Genomic DNA, 20,121 nt, shown 5'->3' with positions numbered 1-20,121 from the left:
AACATCAATCGCAATGAAATTGTTTGAATTTCGGCGGTGCCACGGTTATGCGGGTATAAAAGGAACATTGCGAACATGAGCAGGTCGGAAAGCGAACATAAGCCGGTGGAACGGGCGAAGATCCCGGCGCAGGTCCGGCTGGCGGCGATCCTGGAGCGTCTGCGCGCCGGCGGCTCGGTGACCGTGACCGAGATCGCCCGTGATTTCCACGTCTCGGACATGACCGTGCGCCGCGACCTGAGCGAGCTGGAGCGCGAGGGCCTGCTGGAGCGCGTCCATGGCGGCGCCGTGCTGCTGAGCGAGGGGCCGCTGTCGGTGATCGACGATGTGGAGCCGCGCTTTGGTGCCCGCGCCGTGCACATGAGCGCCGCCAAGACCGCCATCGCGCGGGAAGCCGCGCGGCTGGTCGCGGGCTACCGCACCGTGGCGATGGACGTGGGCACCACCACCCATGCGGTGGCGCAGATGATGGAGGTCACCAGCCGCTCGCGCATCTTCACCAATTCGCTGCGCGTCGCCGAGGCGCTTTCGCCCACCCAGGCCGAGGTCTACGTGCCGGGCGGTCGCGTGCGCCCCGACGAGATGTCGATCACCGGCCCCCAGGCCGTCGAATATTTCGAGAAGCTGCATTTCGACGTGGCGCTGCTGGGGATCTCGGGGCTGACGGGCGAGGGGCTGTTCGATTACTCGATGGAGGACAGCGAGCTGAAGCGCGTCTATGTCGCGCGCTCGGCCACCCGGGTGGTGCTCTGCGACAGTTCCAAGTTCCGCCGCATGTCGCTGACCAAGGTCTGCGATCTGTCCGACGTGCAGCTGCTGATCACCGATGCGGCACCGCCCGCCGATCTGGCCCAGGCGCTGGAGCGCGCCGGGGTCGAGATCCGCATCGCCCCCTGACGGATTCCCTCAAGCCCTTTCCAGGAGCCCCAGATGATCTTTGACTTTTTCGGCGAGACCTCGAAGGCCGTGATTTCCATGGCACATATCGGCGCGCTGCCGGGATCGCCGCTGTATGATGCGGACCGGGGCATGGACGGGCTGATCGAGGACGTGGCGGCGGATGTCGAACAGCTGCAGGCGGGCGGCGTCGATGCGATCATGTTCGGCAATGAAAACGACCGCCCCTATGTCTTCAAGGGCACGCCCGAAAGCATCGCCGCGATGACCGTGGTGGTGCAGGCGATCAAGCCGCTGCTGAAGGTGCCCTTCGGGGTCAACTACCTGTGGGATCCGCAGGCGACGGTGGCGATCGGGGCGGTGACGGGCGCTTCCTTCGTGCGCGAGATCTTTACCGGTGTCTTCGCCTCCGACATGGGCGTCTGGCAGCCCGACTGCGCCGCCGCCGCCCGCCTGCGCAGCACGCTGAAGCGGCCCGACATGAAGATGCTGTTCAACATCAACGCGGAATTCGCCCATTCCCTCGACCAGCGCCCGATCGAGCTGCGGGCGAAATCGGCGGTCTTCTCCTCGGTCGCGGATGCGATCCTGGTCTCGGGGCCGATCACCGGGCAGCCGGCGGATGCCTCGGACCTGCGCAAGGTCTGCGAAGCGGTGAGCGACGTGCCGGTCTTTGCCAATACCGGCGTCAATATCGACAACGTGGCCGATGTGCTGGCGGTGGCCTCGGGCTGCGTGATCGGCACCCATTTCAAGGTCGATGGCGACACCTGGAACAAGGTCGATGGCGACAGGGTAAAGCGCTTCATGGACAAGGTTGCGACCCTGCGCTGAGCCATGGCAATGTTCCTGGGCCTCGATATCGGCACGACCTCGACCATCGGGATGTTGGTGGAGCTGCCGGGCCGCGTGAAGGCGCTGGCCTCGCGCCCTGTCACGCTGCATTCCGACCACCCCGGCTGGGCCGAGGAGGACCCCGAACAGTGGTGGGCCAATGTCTGCGCGCTGGTGCCCGATCTGCTGGCGCAGGCGGGCGGGGGCCGGATCGCGGCGGTGGGCGTTACGGGGATGCTGCCGGCGGTGGTGCTGCTGGATGAAGACGACCGGCTGATCCGCCGTTCGATCCAGCAAAGCGACGGTCGCTGCGGCGCCGAGGTGGCCGAGATGCGCAAGCAGATCGACGAGGCCGCCTTTCTGCACCGCGCCGGCAACGGGGTGAACCAGCAGCTGGTGGGGGCGAAACTGCGCTGGCTGGCAAGGCACGAGCCGGAAAACCACGCCCGCATCGCGACCGTCTTCGGCAGTTACGATTACGTCAACTGGCGGCTGACCGGCGCGAAGCGGATCGAACAGAACTGGGCGCTGGAGGCCGGTGTGGTCGATGTCGCCTCCGGCACGGTTGATCCGGAATTGGCCGCGATGACCGGCGTGCCCTTTGCCGCCCTGCCGCCCCGGTCCCGCTCGACCGAGGTGATCGGCCATGTCACCGCCGAGGCTGCCCTTCAGACCGGTCTGGCGGAGGGCACGCCGGTGATCGGCGGGGCGGCGGACATGATCGCTTCGGCCTATGGCGCCGGGATCCGGTCGGCGGGGGATGTGCTGCTGAAATTCGGCGGCGCCGTCGACATCCTGACCGCGACCGAGCGCGTGGCCCCCGATGCGCGGCTTTACCTCGATGACCATCTGGTGCCGGGGCTGATGATGCCCAATGGCTGCATGTCGACGGGCGGATCGGTGCTGAACTGGTTCGTCGCCACCTTCTGCAAGGGGATCGAGGCGCCGGGCGGCAACCTGCATGGCTGGCTGGATGCCCGGGCGGCAAAGCGGCCCGCGGGCGCCGATGACCTGCTGGTGCTGCCCTATTTTCTGGGCGAGAAGACCCCGATCCACGACCCTGCCGCCCGGGGCGTGATCGAGGGGCTGACCCTGTCCCATGACCTTGGGCACCTCTGGCGCGCGGTGCTGGAAAGCTACGCCTTCGCCCTGCGCCACCATGTCGAGGTTTTGCGCGACATGGGCCACCCGGCGACGCGTTTCGTCGTCTCGGACGGCGGTGCGGCCTCGGATGTCTGGATGCAGATCGTCGCGGATGTGTTGCAGGCCCCGGTGCAGCGCCTTCAGGGGCATCCCGGTTCGGCCCTTGGGGTGGCGCTGACGGCGGCGGTGGCGGTGGGGCAGGCGGATTGGGACGCGGTGACGGGCTTTGTGAAGACCGGCGCGGTGATCGCCCCCGATCCCTCCCTTGCCGCCCGCTACGACCGCGCCTATGCCCGGTTCCATGATCTTTACGCCCGTCTGAAGGGCTTTCACGGCTGAGGAGGCCCCGATGCACGCTCCCTTCATCCTCGACAACGTGCGGCTTGCGGACGGAGAGGTCCTGTCGATCCGGATCGAGGACGGCGTGATCGCCGCCATGGGGCAGGGGCTGGCGGAGGGGCCGGAGCGTTTCGACGCGCAGGGCGCGCTGCTGTCGCAGGGGTTCACCGACGCGCATGTGCATCTCGACAAGGCGCTGCTGCTGGAGCAATGCCCGATCTGCGAGGGCACGCTGCCCGAGGCCGTCCGCCTGACCGCCGCCGCCAAGCGCAGCTTCACCGAAGAGGATGTCCATGCCCGCGCCTCGCGGGTGATCGAGATGGCGGTGCGCGCCGGCACCCAGAGGATGCGCTCTTTCGTGGAGGTCGATCCCCGGGCCGGCCTGCGCAGCTTTGCGGCGCTGAAGCGGCTGAAGGCGGACTGGGCGGACCTGATCGACCTGCAGCTGTGCATCTTTGCCCAGGAAGGCCTGACCCAGGAGATGGAGACCTACGCCCTGATCGACCGGGCGCTGGCCGAGGGCGGCGATCTGGTGGGCGGCTGCCCCTACACCGATGCGGATCCGGTGGCGCATGTGTCGCTGATCTTCGATCTGGCCGAGCAGCACGACGTGGACGTGGATTTCCACGCCGATTTCGACCTTGATCCCGAAGGCTCGATCCTGCCCGAGATCATTGCCCAGACCCTTGCGCGCGGCTGGCGGGGGCGGGTGGCGGTGGGCCATGCGACGAAATTCGCGGCCTTTTCGCCCGAGCGGCGGGAAGCGCTGGCCCGCCAGATGGCCGGGGCCGGAATCGCGCTGGTGGTGCTGCCGGCGACCGACAGTTTCCTCAATGGCGACCGGCGCGATCCGCTGCGGCCCCGGGGGCTGGCGCCGGCGCATCAGATCGCGGGCTTCGGCACCACCGTCGCGCTGGCCACCAACAACGTGCAGAACCCCTTCACCCCGCATGGCGATGCGGCGCTGCTGCGGATGGCGAACCTTTATGCCAGCCTCGATCAGCTTGCGTCGGAGGGAGAGATGGCGGCGGCCTTCGGCATGATCACCACGGCCCCGGCACAGATCCTGCGGGCATCGGTGCCGATGCTTGCCGTGGGGGCGGCGGCGGATTTCGTTCTGCTGGGTGCCGAGAGCCCGGCCCATGCGGTGCGCACCAACGCCCCGGTGCGCGCGGTGGTGCGTGGCGGCGTGCTGCGGCTCTGGGCGCCGGCGCCGCCCCTGGTGCGCGGCTAGGTCAGGTCGGGACGCTCTGGGCGGGCACATGGCCCAGGGCGGCGGAAATCTCCTGCCCGGTGGCCAGCAGCAGGTCGATGTAATCGGCCCGCCGCGCCTCGTCGAAGCGGAAGATCGGGAAGGCGATCGAGATCGCGCCGACCGAGCGGCCCAGATGGTTCAACAGCGGCACCGCCATGCAGCGCACGCCCGCTTCGCTTTCCTCGATCTCCTCGGCAAAGCCCCGGCTGCGGGTCAGCGCCAGCTGGTCGCGCAGCACCTGCGGATCGGTGATCGTGTTGGGGGCGCGGCGGCTCAGCTCCATGGCGGCGATGCGCTCCTCGATCTCAGAAGGGTCACGGAAGGCCAGCAGCGCCTTGCCGAGCGAGGTCGAGTGCAGCGGGTTGCGCATCCCGATGGTCGATTTCATCGACAGGCTGTAGACCGAGGGGTAGCTGTGCACGTAGACGACCCGCTGGTCATGGGACTCCAGCAGCCCGAGGTTGATGGATTCCCCCGTCGCGCGCGACAGCTTGCCCATGCCCGCATCGGCCACCTGCACGATGTCGCCATCCTGCTTCAGCGCCCGCGCCGCGACCGAGAACAGCTTGAGCGTCAGGCCGTATTTCTCGGTCTCGGGGTCCTGGGTGACATAGCCCAGATCGACCATGGTCTGCAGCAGCCGGTGCGTCGTGCTTTTCGAGGTCATGGCGTGCTGGGCGATGGTCGCCAGGCTTGCCGTATCGTCCTCGGACAGGGTCTCGAGCACTGAAAACACCTTCAGCACCGAGGCGACATTCTCGGATTTCTGGAGATTCGCAGCCATGGTTTCCATTTCTGTTTTTATGGAATTGCATTTTGTTTTTTTGAACCGCGCTTGTCAAGAAGCCTGAGCGAATGCGGCCATCATGCTGATATATCGTGATTAATTTAAGAAATGCGCCGCCAATCAACCCTCTTGCCTCGGGGGGCGACTCTGTGCTTACATGTTTTCGGAACGCTATTCCGAAAATTTCGATAGCGGAGGGAGGACATATGAAAGACGCGACGGGGATGCATCCGCTCCTGCGCCAGAAGGATCACGCCATTTCGCGGGCCGAGGTCTGCGCGCTGATCGACCGGCTGACCGACAACCTGATCCATATCGAGGACACCACGGGCGAATTCCTGCTGCGGCTGGAGGACGGGAGGGTCATCGACACCAAGGGCTGGGCCGGCTGGGAATGGACCCACGGGATCGGCCTTTACGGGTTGTTCAAGTACTGGCAGCTGACCGGCAATGCCCCGGCGATGCAGATCATCCGCGACTGGTTCGCCGACCGGCTGGCCGAAGGCACGCCGACCAAGAACATCAACACCGTCGCGCCCTTCCTGACCCTGGCGGAACTGCACGCGCTGGATCCCGATCCCGCCAATGTCCCCTATCTGGAAACCTGGGCCGAATGGATCATGGCCGAGATGCCGAAGACCCGTGTCGGCGGGTTGCAGCACATCGTCTACAACTCGGTCAACGACCAGCAGATGTGGGACGACACGCTGATGATGTCGGTGCTGCCGCTGGCGCGCATCGGCCAGGTGCTGAACCGCCCCGCCTATGTCGAGGAGGCGAAGTACCAGTTCCTCGTCCATGCCCAGTACCTGATGGACACGCAGACGGGGCTCTGGTTCCACGGCTGGACCAGCGAGGGCAACCACAACTTCGCCCGGGCGCTCTGGGCGCGGGGCAACAGCTGGATCACCATCGCCATCCCCGAGTTCATCGAGATGCTGGACCTGCCCGAGAGCGATCCGATCCGCCGCCACCTCGTGGCGTTGCTGGCCCGGCAGGCCGAGACGCTGAAGGCCACGCAGGGGGAAAGCGGCCTCTGGCCGACGCTGCTGGATGATCCCGAGAGCTACGAGGAGGCCTCGGCCACGGCGGGCTTTGCCTATGGGCTGATGAAGGCGGCACGGCTGCGGCTGCTGCCGGCGGACTATCGGGAGGTGGCCGAGCGCGCCGTGCAGGGCGTCATCGCCAATATCACGCCCGAGGGCGAGCTGCGCAATGTCTCCTTCGGGACGGCCATGGGCAGCGACCTTGAGTACTACCGGCAGATCCCGCTGACCTCGATGCCCTACGGGCAGGCGATGGCGATGTTCTGCCTCTGCGAATACCTGCGCGGCTACATCTGAGCCGCGTCTATCAACGGACGGTTCTTTGGGAGGAGAGACCAGATGAACAGGATGATCACGGCGCTTGCGGCGCTCGGGCTGATGGCGGGCGCGGCCCAGGCGGAAACCCTGCGCTTTGCCTATGCCAGCAATGCCACCGCCACCAAGGAGGCCATGGCGAAATTCGGAGAGCTGGTGAAGGAGAAGAGCGGCGGCGATGTCACCGTGCAGTTCTTCCCCGACAGCCAGCTGGGCGGAGAGCGCGAGCTGGTCGAGATGGTGCAGGGCGGGATGCTCGACATGACCAAGGTCTCGGGCGGGCTGATGGAGAGCTTCGCGCCGGTCTACGGCGTCTTCTCGATGCCCTATCTTTTCGACAGCGAGGCGCATTTCTACGCCGCCATGGATGATGCCGACATCATGGAGCCGATCTATCAGGCGACGGCCAAGCAGGGGATGGTGGGGCTGACCTACTACAATTCCGGCGCCCGCAGCTTCTATACCTCGAAGGTGCCGATCAAGTCGGTGGCCGATCTGAAGGGGCTGAAGATCCGCGTCATGCAAAGCCCGACCTCGATCGAGATGGTCAAGGAGCTGGGCGCCTCGCCGATCGCGATGGGGCAGGGAGAGGTCTATACCTCGATCCAGCAGGGCGTTCTGGATGGGGCCGAGAACAACGAATACGCCCTGACCGTCGCGCGCCACGGCGAGGTGGCGAAATACTACAGCTACGACATGCACAGCCGCATCCCCGATATCGTGCTGATCTCGACCGCGACGCTGAACAAGCTCTCGGAGAAGGACCGTGCGGCGGTGATCGCGGCGGCGAAGGAGTCGACCGAGTACCAGAAGCAGCTTTGGGATACCGCCATCGAGGCTGAGAAGAAGAAGGCTCAGGATGAGTTCGGGGTGCAGTTCTTCTACCCGGACGTGGCCGAATTCCAGAAGGCCGTGCAGCCGATGTACGAGGCGCTGAAGGCGGAGCCCGCGAAATACGCGGTCTACGAGAAGATCCGCGCCCTGGCGGGCGAGTGAGATGCGGGGACTTCGCCGCGGCCTCGATCTGATCGTGGGTACGCTGTGCTGTGTCCTGCTGGCGGGGATGGTCTGCATCCTCGCCTGGCAGGTGATAAGCCGCTACCTGCTGGATGATCCCTCGACCTTCTCGGAAGAGGCGCTGCGCTACGGGGTGATCTGGCTGTCGCTGCTGGGCGCGGCCTATTCCACCGGACGCGGCAGCCACATGGCGGTGGACCTGGTGACGGGCTTTGCCCGGGGCCGGGCGCTGCTGGCGCTGCGCTGCCTGGTGCCGCTGTCGCTTCTTGGCTTCGGGATCGTCGTTCTGGGCATCGGCGGCTGGCACGGGGTCGAGATCGCCCGGGGCCAGACCAGCGCCGTGATGCGCCTTCCGATGTCTCTGATCTATGCCAGCCTGCCGGTGAGCGGCGTGCTGATGGCGCTCTACAGCGCGCTGAACCTGGCCGACATGCTGAGCGGAACCCGGGCGCTGCCCGATCCGGTCGAGCAGGCCCTGACCGCAGGAGACTGAGACATGGCCGGACAGGCAAGCCTGCTGCTGCTGGGCACCTTCGGGGTGCTGGCGGCCCTCGGCATCCCGCTGGCGGTCAGCATCGTCGTTGCGGCGCTGGCCGCGGTGCTGATGATGGTGCCCCTCGACATGGCGCTGTTCACGGCGGCGCAGAAGATGATGGCCAGCCTCGACAGCTTCAGCCTGCTGGCGGTGCCCTTCTTCATCCTTTCCGGTGTCATGATGAACTCCGGCGGGATCGCGATCCGGCTGGTGAATTTCGCCAAGCTGATCTCGGGGCGCATCCCGGGCGCGCTGGCACAGACCAATATCGCCGGCAACATGCTGTTTGGCTGCATCTCGGGCTCGGCCATCGCGGCCTCGACCTCGATCGGGGGCGTCATGGTCCCGATGCAGGAGAAGGAAGGCTACGACAAGCGTTTCGCCGCCGCGATCAACATCGTCTCGGCGCCGACGGGGATGCTGATCCCGCCGACAACCGCCTTCATCATCTATTCGCTGGTCTCGGGCGGTACCTCCATCGCGGCGCTGTTCCTGGGCGGCGCGGTGGCGGGGGCGCTCTGGGGGATCGGGCTGATGGCGGTGACCGCCGTCATGGCCTGGCGGCGCGGCTATCGTTCCAGCGGCTCGGTCAGCCTTGGCCAGGCCGGACGCATCACCCTGGATGCCCTGCCGAGCCTGTTCCTGATCGTGCTGGTGATCGGCGGCATCACCTTCGGCATCTTCACCGCAGTCGAGGCCTCCGGCATTGCCGTGCTCTACACGCTGCTGCTGGCGCTGGTGATCCACCGCACCGTGCCGCTGCGCGCCGTGCCGGGCTTCCTGCTGGAAACCGCGCAGATCACCGGGACGATCATGCTGCTGCTGGCGGCCTCGGCCGCGCTCAGCTTTGCCATGGCCTTTACCGGCATTCCCGCCGCGATCTCCTCTCTGATCCTCGGGCTCAGCAACAACCCGGAGGTGGTGATGCTGATCATCAATGCCATCCTGCTGGTGGTCGGCTGCTTCATGGACATCGGACCGGCGATCCTGATCTTCACCCCGATCCTGCTGCCCATCGCCCAGAAGGTCGGCTACGACCCGGTGCATTTCGGCATCATCATGGTGTTCAATCTGGCCATCGGGACCATCACGCCCCCCGTCGGCACCGGCCTTTTCGTCGGCGCCTCGGTGGCCAAGGAACGGGTCGAGCGGATCATTCCCGTGCTCTGGCCCTTCTACCTCCTGCTCTTCGCGCTGCTGCTGGTCGTGACCTACTGGCCCGCGCTGACGCTGAGCCTGCCGCGCCTTCTGAACCTCTGAGGCCGCGGCCCCGGTTCCGCGCGGCCTCCCTGCCGCGCGGGCCCCAACCTGAACTGACGGAGACCGACATGCTGACCGTGGAAACCCGCCACGCCATTCACCCCGACCATGCCCGCGCCATGGACACCGCCGCCCTGCGCAGCCATTTCCTGGGCACCGGCCTGTTCGCGACCGGAGAGATCCGGCTGCTCTACACCCATTACGACCGCTTCGTGCTGGGCGGTGCGGTGCCCGGTGACGCGCCGCTGGTGCTGGATGTGGTGGCCGAGACGAAAACGCCGAGCTTCCTCGACCGGCGCGAGATGGGCATCGTCAATATCGGCGACACCGGCACGGTGACGGCGGGGGGCGAAAGCTACGAGATGGGCAAGGGCGATGTGCTGTACCTGGGCATGGGAACGGGGCCGGTGACCTTTGCCGGAGCGGGCCGTTTCTACATCACCTCCACCCCCGCCCATGCCAGCTATCCCAGCCGGCTGATCACGGTCGAGGACGCGGTGAAGGTGCAGATGGGCGCCGCCGAGACCTCCAACAAGCGGACCATCAAGCAGTTCATCCACCCCACCGTGATGGAAAGCTGCCAGTTGATCCTGGGCTATACCGCGCTTGAGGACGGCTCGGTCTGGAACACCATGCCGGCCCATACCCATGACCGCCGGATGGAGGCCTACCTGTACTGGGGTATGGCGCCCGAGGCCCGCGTGCTGCACCTGATGGGCGAACCGAGCGAGACGCGCCACCTGTTCGTGGCCAATGAAGAGGCCGTGGTTTCCCCCTCCTGGTCGATCCATTCCGGGGCGGGGATCGGGGAATATACCTTCATCTGGGCCATGGCGGGCGACAACGTGGATTACACCGACATGGACTTCCACCAGCCGGCGGATCTGGCATGAGCGACGTGTTCTCCCTGAAGGGGCGGCGCGCGCTGGTGACGGGGGCCAATACCGGGATCGGGCAGGCCATCGCGCTGGCGCTGGCGGGGCAGGGCGCGCGCGTCACCTGCGCCGGGCGGCGCAGCTGCGGCGAAACCGTCGCCGCGATCCGGGCCACGGGCGGCGAGGCCGAGGAGATGATCCTCGATTTCGCCGATCCGATGGCGGCCACCCATGTCTTCGAGGGCCAGGGCTATTCGATCCTGGTCAACAACGCCGGCATCATCCGGCGCGCCGACAGCACCGACTACCCCGAGGCCGATTGGGACGCGGTGATGGACGTGAACCTCAAGGCGGTGTTCTTCACCTGCCAGGCCTTCGCGAAGGCGTTGGTGGCCGAGGGCGCGCCGGGGGCCATCGTCAACATCGCTTCGCTGCTCTCGTTCCAGGGCGGCATCCGGGTGCCGGCCTACACGGCGGCCAAGCATGGCGTGGCGGGGCTGACCAAGATCCTGTGCAACGAATGGGCGCCCCACGGCATCACCGTCAACGCCATCGCCCCGGGCTATATCGCGACGAACAACACCGAGGCCCTGCGCGAGGATCCCGAGCGCGCCCGCGCCATCCTGGAGCGCATCCCTGCGGGGCGTTGGGGCCGCCCCGAGGATATCGGCGGCACGGCGGCCTTCCTGTGTTCCCCGGCGGCGGCCTATGTGAGCGGCGCGGTGCTGAACGTCGATGGCGGGTGGCTCGCACGATGAGCCCCCGGGTGATCTGCATGGGCGAGGCGATGGGAGAGATCGCCGCCACCCCCGCCGGGTTCGCGGTCGGGGTCGGGGGCGACACGTTCAACACCGCCGTCTATCTGGCCCGCGCCGGGGTGGATTGCGCCTTTGCCAGCGCGGTCGGCCCCGATCCCTTCGGCCAGATGATCCGCGCCCGGCTGATCGAGGAGGGCATCGACGATGCCCTGCTGTTCGACAGTGATCGCGAAACCGGGCTTTACGCGATCACCACGCGCGACGGCGAGCGCAGCTTCCATTACTGGCGCGATCATGCGGCGGCCCGCCACCTGCTGCGGGATCACGCCGGTCCGCTGGCGGCGGCAATCCCGCAGGCCGGGGTGCTCTATCTCAGCGGCATCACCGCCTGGGTGCTGGGGGCAGAAGCCGGGGCGCTGCTGGCGCTGCTTGAGGCCGCACGCGCCGCCGGTGTGATGATCGTCTTCGATGGCAATTACCGGCCCCGGCTCTGGGCCGGGCAGGAGGACCGGGCGCGCGACCTGTTCCGCCGGATCGGCGCGCTGAGCGACCTGCTGCTGCCCACCGCCGAGGACGAGGCGCTGCTTTGGGGCGATGCCGGGCCGGAGCAGAGCCTCGACCGGCTGTCAGGGGGCAGCGCGGCGCGGATCGTGCTGAAGATCGGGGCACAGGGGGCGCTTCTGCGGCAGGACGGGCGGACCCGCCACATCCCGGTGCCGGTCCCTGTGACGCCGCTCGACACGACCGCTGCCGGAGACAGTTTCAACGCCGCCTGCCTGGCGGCCCTGCTGGCCGGCGCCCCGCCCGAGGACGCGGTTCTGGCAGGCCATGCCCTGGCGGCCCGGGTCATCGGCTGTCCCGGCGCCCTGCTGCCCCGCCCGGTGCCGCGCCGCGCCGGACATGGCTGACCCCCGAAGCGCGCCCGGGGCCGGACCGCGTGTTCACGGCAGCGGGCCACCCCTGTAGAACCAGTCGATCGCCTCGGCATCGTCACAGATCTGCTGGCCCCGCGCGCGCAGATGCGCCGCGATTTCCGGGGTCATGCCGTCGTCCCGGGCATGGCCGGCCTCGCCCCTGCGGATCATCGCCCCGGAATCGAGGATCGGCACCTTTCCGGCGCTGCGGGCCTCGAACCTGGCCTCGTGCCGCTTCATCCAGTCGAAAGAGGTGTGCTCCAGGATGACCGGCCATTGCCGGTCATCGGGGCGGATCCCAAGGAAGGCCGCGAGCCGGCGGATCGATCCTTCGTGATCGCGCTTCATGTCCGAGAAATGCAGGAACAGCACGTTCGGGGCCCGGCGCAGCGGCCACCAGGCGGCCAGGAACCCGAAGAAGGCGCCCTGAAGGCCGTGGCTGTCGACGACCTCGTTGTAGAAGCTGGGAAAATCGGGGCGGCAGAGGGCCTCGCGCGGGACCTGCCAGAGCGCGTACCAGGCGTCTGAATGCTTTTCCAGGAAGGGCCGGAAGGACACCAGCGCCTCTTCGGGATTGCGGAAGATGACAACGTATTTCACCGTCCTGTCCGTGCCCGCGGGCAGGAACGGCAGGGTCGGCGGGGCGGAATGGGTCTTGAAGGCCCGGCGGCGGTCGGCAGGCATCGCCTCGACCCGGTCCAGCACCTCGCGGGGGGATTGCTCCGGATGGCCCAGGAATTCGATCCAGGGCACCTCGGCGTAGATGTCGTCGAAGGCCCGGGTGCCGCCGCGCAGCAGCTGGTGGACGATGTTCATGGTCCAGGTTGTGCCGCTTTTCGGCGGGACCGAGATCACCACGTCGCCGTCGCGCCAGTGGATGTGCTGCTGGATGTCGGGATCGATCCAGGGCGGACCGCCGGACGGCTGCGGGGTCTGGTTCATCGGGGTCCTTCCCGGTCTATGCGGCCTGAAACAGCAGGAGCGTGCCCCAGGCGATCAGCCCCACGCCCAGCACGCGGCTGACCAGCATCCCGAAGGGCAGCAGCTTTTCCAGTGCCACGATCAGGGCCAGGAAGACGATCCAGTAGAGGTTCATCACCCCGCCCACCAGCAGCAGCGCCATCAGCCCCCAGCAGCAGCCCAGGCAATAGGTGCCGTGGTCCAGCCCCATGCGCAGCGCCCCGGCCAGGCCGGGCCGGCGCCGTTCCGAAAGAAAGCGTGCGGGGCTGCGGCAATGGCTGAGGCAGGCGGCCTTCATCGGCAGGAACTGGTAGATGCCCGCCGCCAGCAGCAGCGCCCCGCCCAGACGCGTGTCGGTGAGCGTCATCATGGAGGCCGAGACCAGCCCCGAAGCTTCGAGACCCCAGTGCAGGGCGGTCGCCACGCCGCTGAAGCCGGCCCAGGCCAGCAGGTAGCCCGTCAGAAACAGCGCCGAGGCCAGCGGCAGGGCCGTGCCGCCCCGGGCATGACGGCCAAGCGCGGCATGCAGCAGCACCGTGGGGGCGGCACTTGGCAGCATCATCGCCACCATCATGATCCACCACATCAGGAAGACCAGCAGCGCATGGCGCAGCCCCCAGTCCCCGTCCGAAGCCCGTGCCATGTCCGTCATCCCCGACACCGCCGGTGCGGTCATGTCGGATGCGGGCCGATCAGCCACCCCGGCCATGGAGGTCATCTTCAGCGCCGACATCTCCATGCCGACCCCGAACAGGGTATAGAGGGACGCCAGAAGAAACAGCGTTCCCATGAGCGCGGCCAGCATCAGGCGCTCATGCGCCAGGGCGCGCTCGACCAGGGGCAGGCCGGGCATGGGCGGACCTCCGGTTCAGGCGGGTTCGAGCAGACCGGCGTTGCCGATGTGCAGGACGGCCATATGGGCGTGGCTGTCGACATTCCCGGTCAGGGATAGGTCGCCATAGGTCTTCGTGGTGGCCTTGCCGACCTCGGCCAGACGGTATTCGAAGCCCTCGGGCAGGGAAATCCGCGCCCGGTGCTCGGCGCCGGTGACGGGATTGATCAGCGGGCCCCAGTCGGTGTCGAAGACGCCGACCACCCGGGCGGTGCCAGTGCGGGCCTCGTAATCCAGAGTGATCTCGATCGGGCGGAACAGGGTTTCGCGCTTGTGCGGGCTCATGGCTGAGAAGACCCACCAAAAAGTGGCCATTTCCTCGGTGTCCCCGCCGGTGGCGATCTGTTCGAGGGCGGCGCGCTGTTCGGGCGTGGCGCGGTCGTCGATGACGGTCTGCATGGTGCCGTTGCCCTCATGCACGGCGCCGGGCCATTTGAACACCTGCGCCAGTTTCAACCCCGAGAGATCGACATCGCCGTAATGGCCCTTTTCGATGATGAAGGCCGCTGCCGCTTCGCAGGCGCCTTTCGTGGGCAGGGAGACGAATTGACAGGGACACCCGGTGTCGCAATTGCAGTTCACAAGCTCGAAGCCGTGAATTTCCCATGGAGTCATAACCTTACCCTCACGAAAACTACAAACTGTGATTAAATTGTAACAATTAATTAAGTGATTCGTCAAAATAACTTGATTGACTTCGCAAATCAGATCCCGGTTCGGAGCTGTGCGGAAGGGGGATCTCGGGGGCCTTTTGTGACCAGAAAGGTGGATGATTCCGAGGGCATGAGTTCCCTCTTTACGTGTGCATGGTTTGCGGCACGCTGCCGCTGTGAACCGGAGGGGGCGTGGCCTGGGCATCGCGCAACGGGCCGTTACTTTCAGCAGGTTTGACCATTTTTTCGGCAAATGAGATTCATTTGAGATCTGTGGACAGTTTTCCTGTTCATATGAATCGCCGCCGGAGGAAAGTATTCATATGAACACAATCCAAGCCTTGGTGATTCATCTGAATTCTTGAGGCGCCGGAGATACAACAGGGAAACACACATGTTCACGCATTCCTCTCTTGCGCGCGGTCTGGTGCTCGGCGCCGTGCTCGCAACTTCGATGCTGGCGACGGGGGCCCAGGCCGCCGACCTGCGTCTGAAATTCGCCGGCACCCTGCCGGTCGAACATCAGGGCACAAAGACGATGGAGCAGATCGCCAAGACCATCGAGGATGCCGATGTCGGCCTCAAGGTCACGGTCTTCCCCGCAAACCAGCTGGGTTCGGGCGAGGAGCTGTTCGAGGACACGATCCGCGGCAATATCGATTTCTCCATGGGCTTCATCTACGCCCACAAGGATCCCGCCTTCGAGATCGCCTCGATGCCCTACCTGGCCGGCGACTGGGACGAGATGTCGGCGGTGCTGCGCAACCCCGACAGCGCCTACAACCAGGTCATGGGCGAGCACCTGGATGCCATCGGCCTGCACCTGCTGCAGAACAACCCGGAAGGCTTTGCCAACGTGCTTTCCACCAAGGAGCCGAAGAACTGGGACACGCTCGACCCCAAGGACATGAACATCCGGGTCTGGTCCTCCAACGTGGTGAAGGACACCATGAAGGAGCTGGGCTTCAACACCACCACCATCGCCTGGGCCGACATCTTCCCGGCGCTGCAGTCGGGTATCGTCGATGGCGCGGAATGCTGCACCAAGCAGGCGACCTACACGATCTTCGCCAAGTCCGGGGTCGGGTCGTACTACATCGACTACAATGCCTTCATGGAGATCTCGACCTTCTACGCCTCCAACAAGACCTGGGCCAAGCTGAACGACGAACAGCGCGCCGTGGTCGAGAAGGCCTTTGCCGAGGCTTCCGACAGCTTCTTCCAGTGGAACCGCGACAATGACGCGGCCTTCGAGCAGAAGCTGGTCGAGAGCGGCTACACCGTGCTGACCCCCTCGCCCGAGAAGGCCGCCGCGATGCGCGATGCCGTGCGCGCCAAGATCTGGCCGCAGATGGCCGATATCGTCGGCCAGGACGTGCTGGACCGCATCAAGGCCGACGTGGAGTAATCCCGCCGCCGGCGGAACGGGCGCCGTCCCGTTCCGTCCCCTCCCTCCAGCAAGCGAGCCCGCCGCATGAGCGACCTCTCCGACCATCTGCCCCGGCCCCTCGCGGTGCCGCTGCGGGGCCTGCGTGCCGTGATGCACGCGATCATCGTGCTGAACGGCTGCCTGATGGCGCTGACCTTCTTCTGCGTCGTGATCCTGCGCTACGTCTTCCACGCCGATCTCTTCGCCTACGAGGAATGGCTGATGGCGGCGGCCTTCTGGGGCTTCTTCATGGCGGCGGCGGTGGCGACCCATGACCGGGCGCATATCAATGCCGACATCCTCGGGCTGCTGATCACCCGCCCGCTCTGGCGCTGGCGGCGCGCCCTGCTGGTCGAGGCGCTGGAACTGGCGATCCTGAGCTACCTGTCCTGGCTGGGCTGGGAAATGGTCATGGAAGAGATCGCCGATTACCCGATGTGGCAAAGCACCATCGCCCTGCACATTCCCTTCCTCGTGCCGCGCGCGGCGATCGCGCTCGGCTTCGTCCTGATGTGGCTCTTCTCGGCGCTGCACCTGTGGGTGCTGCTGAAGGAAGGCCCCGCCGCCCCGGAGGCCCAGGCATGATCATCGCAGGCAGCATCTTTGTTCTCTGTGCCCTTCTGCTGATCGGGCTCAGCGTGCCGCTGGCCTTCGGTGGCGTGCTGATCTTTCTGGCCAGCGTGACCACCACCGATGTCACCGGCTTCCTGCCCTCGGGGCACTGGAAGATGAACTCGGTCGTGATCCTGGCGATCCCGCTGTTCATCCTGGCCGGTGCGGTGATGGAAAAGGGCCGGATCGCCGCGCCGCTTGTGGCGCTGGCGCAGCTTTTCGTCGGCCATATCCGTGGCGGCCTGCCGGCGGCCGCCGTCGTGGCCTCGGGCGTCTTCGGGGCGATCTCGGGCAGCGCCAATGCCACGCTGACCTGCATCGGCGGCATCATGATGCCCCACCTGCGCAAGTCGAACTACCCGGAGGGGCTGTCGGCGGCGCTGATCGTCAACGCGAGCCCGCTGGGCCTGCTGATCCCGCCGTCGGCCAGCCAGATCCTTTATGCCTGGGTGGCCCAGCAATCGGTGCTGGCCTGCTTCCTCGCGACCGTGATCCCGGGGCTGATCCTGATCGTGCTGCTTTCGCTGACCAACCAGGTGCAGCTGCGCAAGTACCGCAACCTGAACCTGCCCCCCGCGCCCGAGCGTTTCCTGCCCGAGTTCAAGGCCCGCACGCGCAGCGCCATGCCGGCTCTGGTGATGCCGCTGATCATCCTGGGCGGCATCTACGGCGGCGTCATGACACCCACCGAGGCCGCAGGCTTTGCGCTGATCTACGCCATCCCGGTGGCGATCTACGTCTACCGCGGCCTGACCTGGCGGAGCTTCCTGACCACCATGCGCGAGGGCGGCGTCACCGTCGGCGTGGTCATGGCGATGATCTTCATGGTGCTGATCGTCTCGCGCTTCCTGATCTTCGAGGACATCCCCGGCATCGCCCAGGACCTGGTCTATTCCGTGTCCGAGAACCCGGTGGTGATCCTGCTGATGGTCAACCTGGTGATGATCCTGATCGGGATGCTGATGGACGACATCTCGGGGCTGCTGCTGGCCACGCCGCTGCTGCTGCCGATCGTGCAGGGTGTCGGCATGGACCCGGTGCATTTCTCTGCCGTGCTGGGCGTCAACCTCGGGATGGCCAATGTCACGCCGCCGACCGCGCCGCTGCTGTATCTGGGCGCAAGGGTCACCAACACGCCGGTCAGCCGGATGCTGCTGCCGACCTTCATCTTCATCCTCTTCGCCTGGCTGCCGACCCTGCTGCTGACCACCTTCATCCCGGAAATTGCCCTCTGGCTGCCCGAAGTACTGCTGGGCCGATGAAAAGGCCCGGCAAATCTTGCGCCGCCGTTGAGGCGCGCGGCACCCGGAGGTAATCCTGTGGAAGATATTTCAGAACGGAAACAGGCGCTTGCGATGAGCGAATATCAAGACCTCCAGGACCGGCTGAAGCGGGGCTTCCCTGATCTGCCGCCCGCCCTGCAAACCGCCGCGACCTATGTGCTGGAACATCCCGGCAATATCGCCACCCTGTCGATGCGCCAGGTGGCGGCGGATACCGGGATCTCGCTCGGGAATTTTCCACGGCTGGCCAAGGCCCTGGGCTATGACACCTACAACGAGCTGCGCTCGGTCTTCAGCACCCATGTCCAGACCGGCAGCGTCGGCGACTACCACATTCGCGCCGGCGCCCTGCAGGAGGGTGCGGTGGGCGACGGCCTGCAGGCCACCTGGCAGGAGTTCCGCGACGCCGCGCATCGCAATGTCGATGCGCTGTTCGAGCAGAACCACCTGTCGGCGGTGAATGCCGCCGCCGGGCGCCTGGCGCAGGCGCGGCGGATCTACGTGGTGGGGATGCAGGCCTCGCTTTCCAGCGCGATCTACGCGAAATACCTCGGCTCCATGGTGTCGGAACGCTTCCGCATCGTCTCGGGGCAGGGCGGCGTCTTTGCCGACGACATCGCCGAAATCGGGCCCGAGGACGCCGTTCTTGCGGTCTCCATGCGGCCCAGCAGCGAGTTCACCATCCGCGTTGCCCGCGCCGGGCGGGCCGCCGGGGCCCATGTGGTGGCGCTGACCGACAGCGATGCCGCGCCGCTGGCGCTGAGCGCCCAGGAAGTGCTGCTGATCCCCAACCGCAGTCCGATGTTCTTCGACAGCTACCTCGGCGTGACCCTGATGCTGGAGGTGCTGCTGGGCTTCCTGACCATGCAGAGCCCCGATGCGGTTGCCCGCATCGAGAACATGGAAAACCGCCGTCGTGCCATGGGTGAATACTGGCAGGACCGCGACATCTGATGACTGGCCTATTTTGACGGACCCCAAGACATGACCGATACGCTGCGCATCCTCGCGTGCCAGATCGACATCCCCGCGATGACCACCGCCGCCGAGCGCGACGCCCATCTGGCCCGCGTCTCGGAGGAGGTGCGCCGCCAGCTGCGCGACCGGCCCGCCGACCTGGTGGTGCTGCCCGAACTGGCCAGCATCGACTACTCCCGGGCCGCCTTCGACAATCTTGATGCCCTGGCCGAGCCGCTGGACGGCGCCTCGTTCCGGTGCTGGTCCGAGGTCGCGCGCGAACATGGCATCCACGTGGTCTACGGCTTTGCCCGCGATGCCGGCGAGACCGCGCATATCTGCATGGGCGCCGTCGATCCCCAGGGGCGTCTGGTCGGCCATTACGACAAGCTGCACCTGGCACAATACGGCGCCTCGATGGAGAAGGACTATTTCACCCGCGGCGACCACCTTCTGGTGCTCGAGGTCGCGGGCTTCCGCGTGGCGCCGATCATCTGCTACGACATCCGCATCCCCGAGCTGTGCCGGACCCTTGTGCTGGATCACGGCGTCGACGCGATTCTGCATTGCGGTGCCTATTTCCGCGATGTCTCGTTCCACACCTGGCACGATTTCGCGGTGTCGCGCGCGATCGAGAACCAGTGCTACTTCCTGTCGCTGAACCGGGCCGGGGCGGATTACGGCCAGTCGCTGTTCTGCCATCCCTGGCATGACGAGACGCTGGCGCCCACGGCCTTCCCCGCCCATGCGGAGGCCTTCCTGCACCTGCGCGCCACCCGGGAGGAGATCACCTCCGTGCGCGAGACCTATTCCTTCCTGCGCGATCGCCTGGACAGCTACCTTCTGCCGGTGACCGGAAGCGTCGATCCGGTCACTGCCTGAGGCGGGCGGTGCCGGAAAAAAGGCGGGCCCCGGAGACATGGCGTCTCCGGGGCCCTTTCGCATCCGGGCTCAGCCCAGCTCGCGGGTCAGCTCGGGAACGGCCTCGAAGAGGTCGGCGACCAGGCCGTAATCGGCGACCTGGAAGATCGGCGCCTCTTCGTCCTTGTTGATCGCGACGATCACCTTGCTGTCCTTCATCCCCGCAAGGTGCTGAATTGCCCCGGAAATCCCGACCGCAACGTAAAGATCCGGCGCCACGACCTTGCCGGTCTGGCCGACCTGCCAGTCGTTCGGCGCAAAGCCCGAGTCGACCGCCGCACGCGAGGCGCCAACCGCCGCGCCCAGCTTGTCCGCCAGGCCCGAGATCAGCGCGAAATCCGCCTCCGAACCGACGCCGCGACCGCCCGAAACCACGATCTTCGCCGAGGTCAGCTCGGGCCGGTCGCTCTCGGCCACCTTGTCCTCCAGCCATTCCGAC

Annotated in this window: 21 protein-coding genes; 16 read left to right on the top strand and 5 right to left on the bottom strand. The window is 66.4% G+C overall.

Going from position 1 to position 20,121, the window contains the following annotated elements; all coding sequences use genetic code 11:
- The first annotated feature begins 75 nt into the window (after nucleotides 1-75).
- The 4 genes from KM176_RS18760 to KM176_RS18745 are packed head-to-tail and all read left to right on the top strand — an operon-like array spanning nucleotide 76 to nucleotide 4,447.
- Nucleotides 76-897 carry a DeoR/GlpR family DNA-binding transcription regulator gene (locus KM176_RS18760; protein ID WP_160895776.1) on the top strand — a complete coding sequence of 274 codons (822 nt, stop codon included), beginning with the start codon at nucleotides 76-78 and terminating at the stop codon, nucleotides 895-897.
- Between the two features lie 33 nt (nucleotides 898-930).
- Nucleotides 931-1,731, top strand: coding sequence for a BtpA/SgcQ family protein (locus KM176_RS18755; RefSeq protein ID WP_160895777.1), 801 nt, complete (start codon nucleotides 931-933; stop codon nucleotides 1,729-1,731).
- Between the two features lie 3 nt (nucleotides 1,732-1,734).
- Nucleotides 1,735-3,213, top strand: a complete 1,479-nt coding sequence (locus KM176_RS18750) for an FGGY-family carbohydrate kinase (protein WP_160895778.1) — start codon at nucleotides 1,735-1,737, stop codon at nucleotides 3,211-3,213.
- A 10-nt stretch (nucleotides 3,214-3,223) separates the two neighbouring features.
- A complete protein-coding gene (locus KM176_RS18745; protein ID WP_160895779.1) occupies nucleotides 3,224-4,447 on the top strand; it encodes an amidohydrolase family protein in 1,224 nt (407 codons plus the stop codon).
- Nucleotide 4,448: 1 nt separating this feature from the next.
- Here KM176_RS18745 and KM176_RS18740 read toward each other — a convergent pair whose 3' ends face one another.
- Nucleotides 4,449-5,252: an IclR family transcriptional regulator domain-containing protein gene (locus KM176_RS18740; RefSeq protein WP_160895780.1), complete on the bottom strand. Its 804-nt coding sequence runs from the start codon at nucleotides 5,250-5,252 to the stop codon at nucleotides 4,449-4,451.
- A gap of 209 nt (nucleotides 5,253-5,461) precedes the next feature.
- Here KM176_RS18740 and bglB point away from each other — a divergent pair, with 209 nt between their 5' ends.
- From bglB to KM176_RS18705, 7 genes are all read left to right on the top strand, one after another.
- The gene (gene bglB, locus KM176_RS18735; RefSeq protein ID WP_236045372.1) at nucleotides 5,462-6,598 is read left to right on the top strand and encodes a beta-galactosidase BglB; all 1,137 of its coding nucleotides are present in this window, start codon (nucleotides 5,462-5,464) and stop codon (nucleotides 6,596-6,598) included.
- A 42-nt stretch (nucleotides 6,599-6,640) separates the two neighbouring features.
- Entirely contained in the window at nucleotides 6,641-7,612 is a 972-nt protein-coding gene (locus KM176_RS18730) for a TRAP transporter substrate-binding protein (RefSeq protein WP_160895781.1), read from the top strand.
- Between the two features lies 1 nt (nucleotide 7,613).
- The gene (locus KM176_RS18725) at nucleotides 7,614-8,126 is read left to right on the top strand and encodes a TRAP transporter small permease (RefSeq protein ID WP_160895782.1); all 513 of its coding nucleotides are present in this window, start codon (nucleotides 7,614-7,616) and stop codon (nucleotides 8,124-8,126) included.
- A 3-nt stretch (nucleotides 8,127-8,129) separates the two neighbouring features.
- The gene (locus KM176_RS18720; protein WP_160895783.1) at nucleotides 8,130-9,428 is read left to right on the top strand and encodes a TRAP transporter large permease; all 1,299 of its coding nucleotides are present in this window, start codon (nucleotides 8,130-8,132) and stop codon (nucleotides 9,426-9,428) included.
- A 68-nt stretch (nucleotides 9,429-9,496) separates the two neighbouring features.
- A complete protein-coding gene (kduI, locus tag KM176_RS18715) occupies nucleotides 9,497-10,321 on the top strand; it encodes a 5-dehydro-4-deoxy-D-glucuronate isomerase (protein WP_160895784.1) in 825 nt (274 codons plus the stop codon).
- A complete protein-coding gene (kduD, locus tag KM176_RS18710) occupies nucleotides 10,318-11,061 on the top strand; it encodes a 2-dehydro-3-deoxy-D-gluconate 5-dehydrogenase KduD (protein ID WP_160895785.1) in 744 nt (247 codons plus the stop codon). Before kduI ends, kduD begins: the two co-directional genes overlap by 4 nt.
- The gene (locus KM176_RS18705; RefSeq protein ID WP_160895786.1) at nucleotides 11,058-11,969 is read left to right on the top strand and encodes a sugar kinase; all 912 of its coding nucleotides are present in this window, start codon (nucleotides 11,058-11,060) and stop codon (nucleotides 11,967-11,969) included. The genes kduD and KM176_RS18705 overlap by 4 nt, the downstream gene beginning before the upstream one ends.
- Nucleotides 11,970-12,002: 33 nt before the next feature.
- On the opposite strand, the gene KM176_RS18700 is transcribed toward KM176_RS18705, so the two are convergent.
- The 3 genes from KM176_RS18700 to KM176_RS18690 are packed head-to-tail and all read right to left on the bottom strand — an operon-like array spanning nucleotide 12,003 to nucleotide 14,442.
- Complete coding sequence (locus KM176_RS18700) at nucleotides 12,003-12,917, bottom strand: sulfotransferase domain-containing protein (protein WP_160895787.1); 915 nt, start codon at nucleotides 12,915-12,917, stop codon at nucleotides 12,003-12,005.
- A 16-nt stretch (nucleotides 12,918-12,933) separates the two neighbouring features.
- Complete coding sequence (locus tag KM176_RS18695; protein WP_160895788.1) at nucleotides 12,934-13,788, bottom strand: DUF2182 domain-containing protein; 855 nt, start codon at nucleotides 13,786-13,788, stop codon at nucleotides 12,934-12,936.
- A 15-nt stretch (nucleotides 13,789-13,803) separates the two neighbouring features.
- Nucleotides 13,804-14,442: a DUF1326 domain-containing protein gene (locus KM176_RS18690; RefSeq protein ID WP_160895789.1), complete on the bottom strand. Its 639-nt coding sequence runs from the start codon at nucleotides 14,440-14,442 to the stop codon at nucleotides 13,804-13,806.
- 432 nt (nucleotides 14,443-14,874) lie between these two features.
- Here KM176_RS18690 and dctP point away from each other — a divergent pair, with 432 nt between their 5' ends.
- From dctP to KM176_RS18665, 5 genes are all read left to right on the top strand, one after another.
- Entirely contained in the window at nucleotides 14,875-15,888 is a 1,014-nt protein-coding gene (gene dctP / locus KM176_RS18685) for a TRAP transporter substrate-binding protein DctP (RefSeq protein WP_160895790.1), read from the top strand.
- A 66-nt stretch (nucleotides 15,889-15,954) separates the two neighbouring features.
- Nucleotides 15,955-16,494, top strand: coding sequence for a TRAP transporter small permease (locus KM176_RS18680; RefSeq protein WP_160895791.1), 540 nt, complete (start codon nucleotides 15,955-15,957; stop codon nucleotides 16,492-16,494).
- Complete coding sequence (locus KM176_RS18675) at nucleotides 16,491-17,783, top strand: TRAP transporter large permease (protein WP_160895792.1); 1,293 nt, start codon at nucleotides 16,491-16,493, stop codon at nucleotides 17,781-17,783. Before KM176_RS18680 ends, KM176_RS18675 begins: the two co-directional genes overlap by 4 nt.
- A 93-nt stretch (nucleotides 17,784-17,876) precedes the next feature.
- On the top strand, nucleotides 17,877-18,758 hold the full coding sequence (locus KM176_RS18670) for a MurR/RpiR family transcriptional regulator (protein WP_160895793.1): 882 nt from the start codon (nucleotides 17,877-17,879) through the stop codon (nucleotides 18,756-18,758).
- 30 nt (nucleotides 18,759-18,788) lie between these two features.
- Nucleotides 18,789-19,643 (top strand): carbon-nitrogen hydrolase family protein, encoded by an 855-nt coding sequence (locus tag KM176_RS18665; protein WP_160895794.1) that lies wholly within the window; start codon nucleotides 18,789-18,791, stop codon nucleotides 19,641-19,643.
- A 69-nt stretch (nucleotides 19,644-19,712) separates the two neighbouring features.
- Here the strand turns inward: KM176_RS18665 and KM176_RS18660 are convergent.
- A partial coding sequence (locus tag KM176_RS18660) for an electron transfer flavoprotein subunit alpha/FixB family protein (protein ID WP_215558808.1) occupies nucleotides 19,713-20,121 on the bottom strand: 409 nt, incomplete at its 5' end.

Origin of the sequence: Pseudooceanicola endophyticus, from assembly GCF_018760365.1 — a bacterium.
Lineage (GTDB): Bacteria > Pseudomonadota > Alphaproteobacteria > Rhodobacterales > Rhodobacteraceae > Pseudooceanicola > Pseudooceanicola endophyticus.
This window is presented reverse-complemented; position numbering and strand designations above follow the sequence as displayed.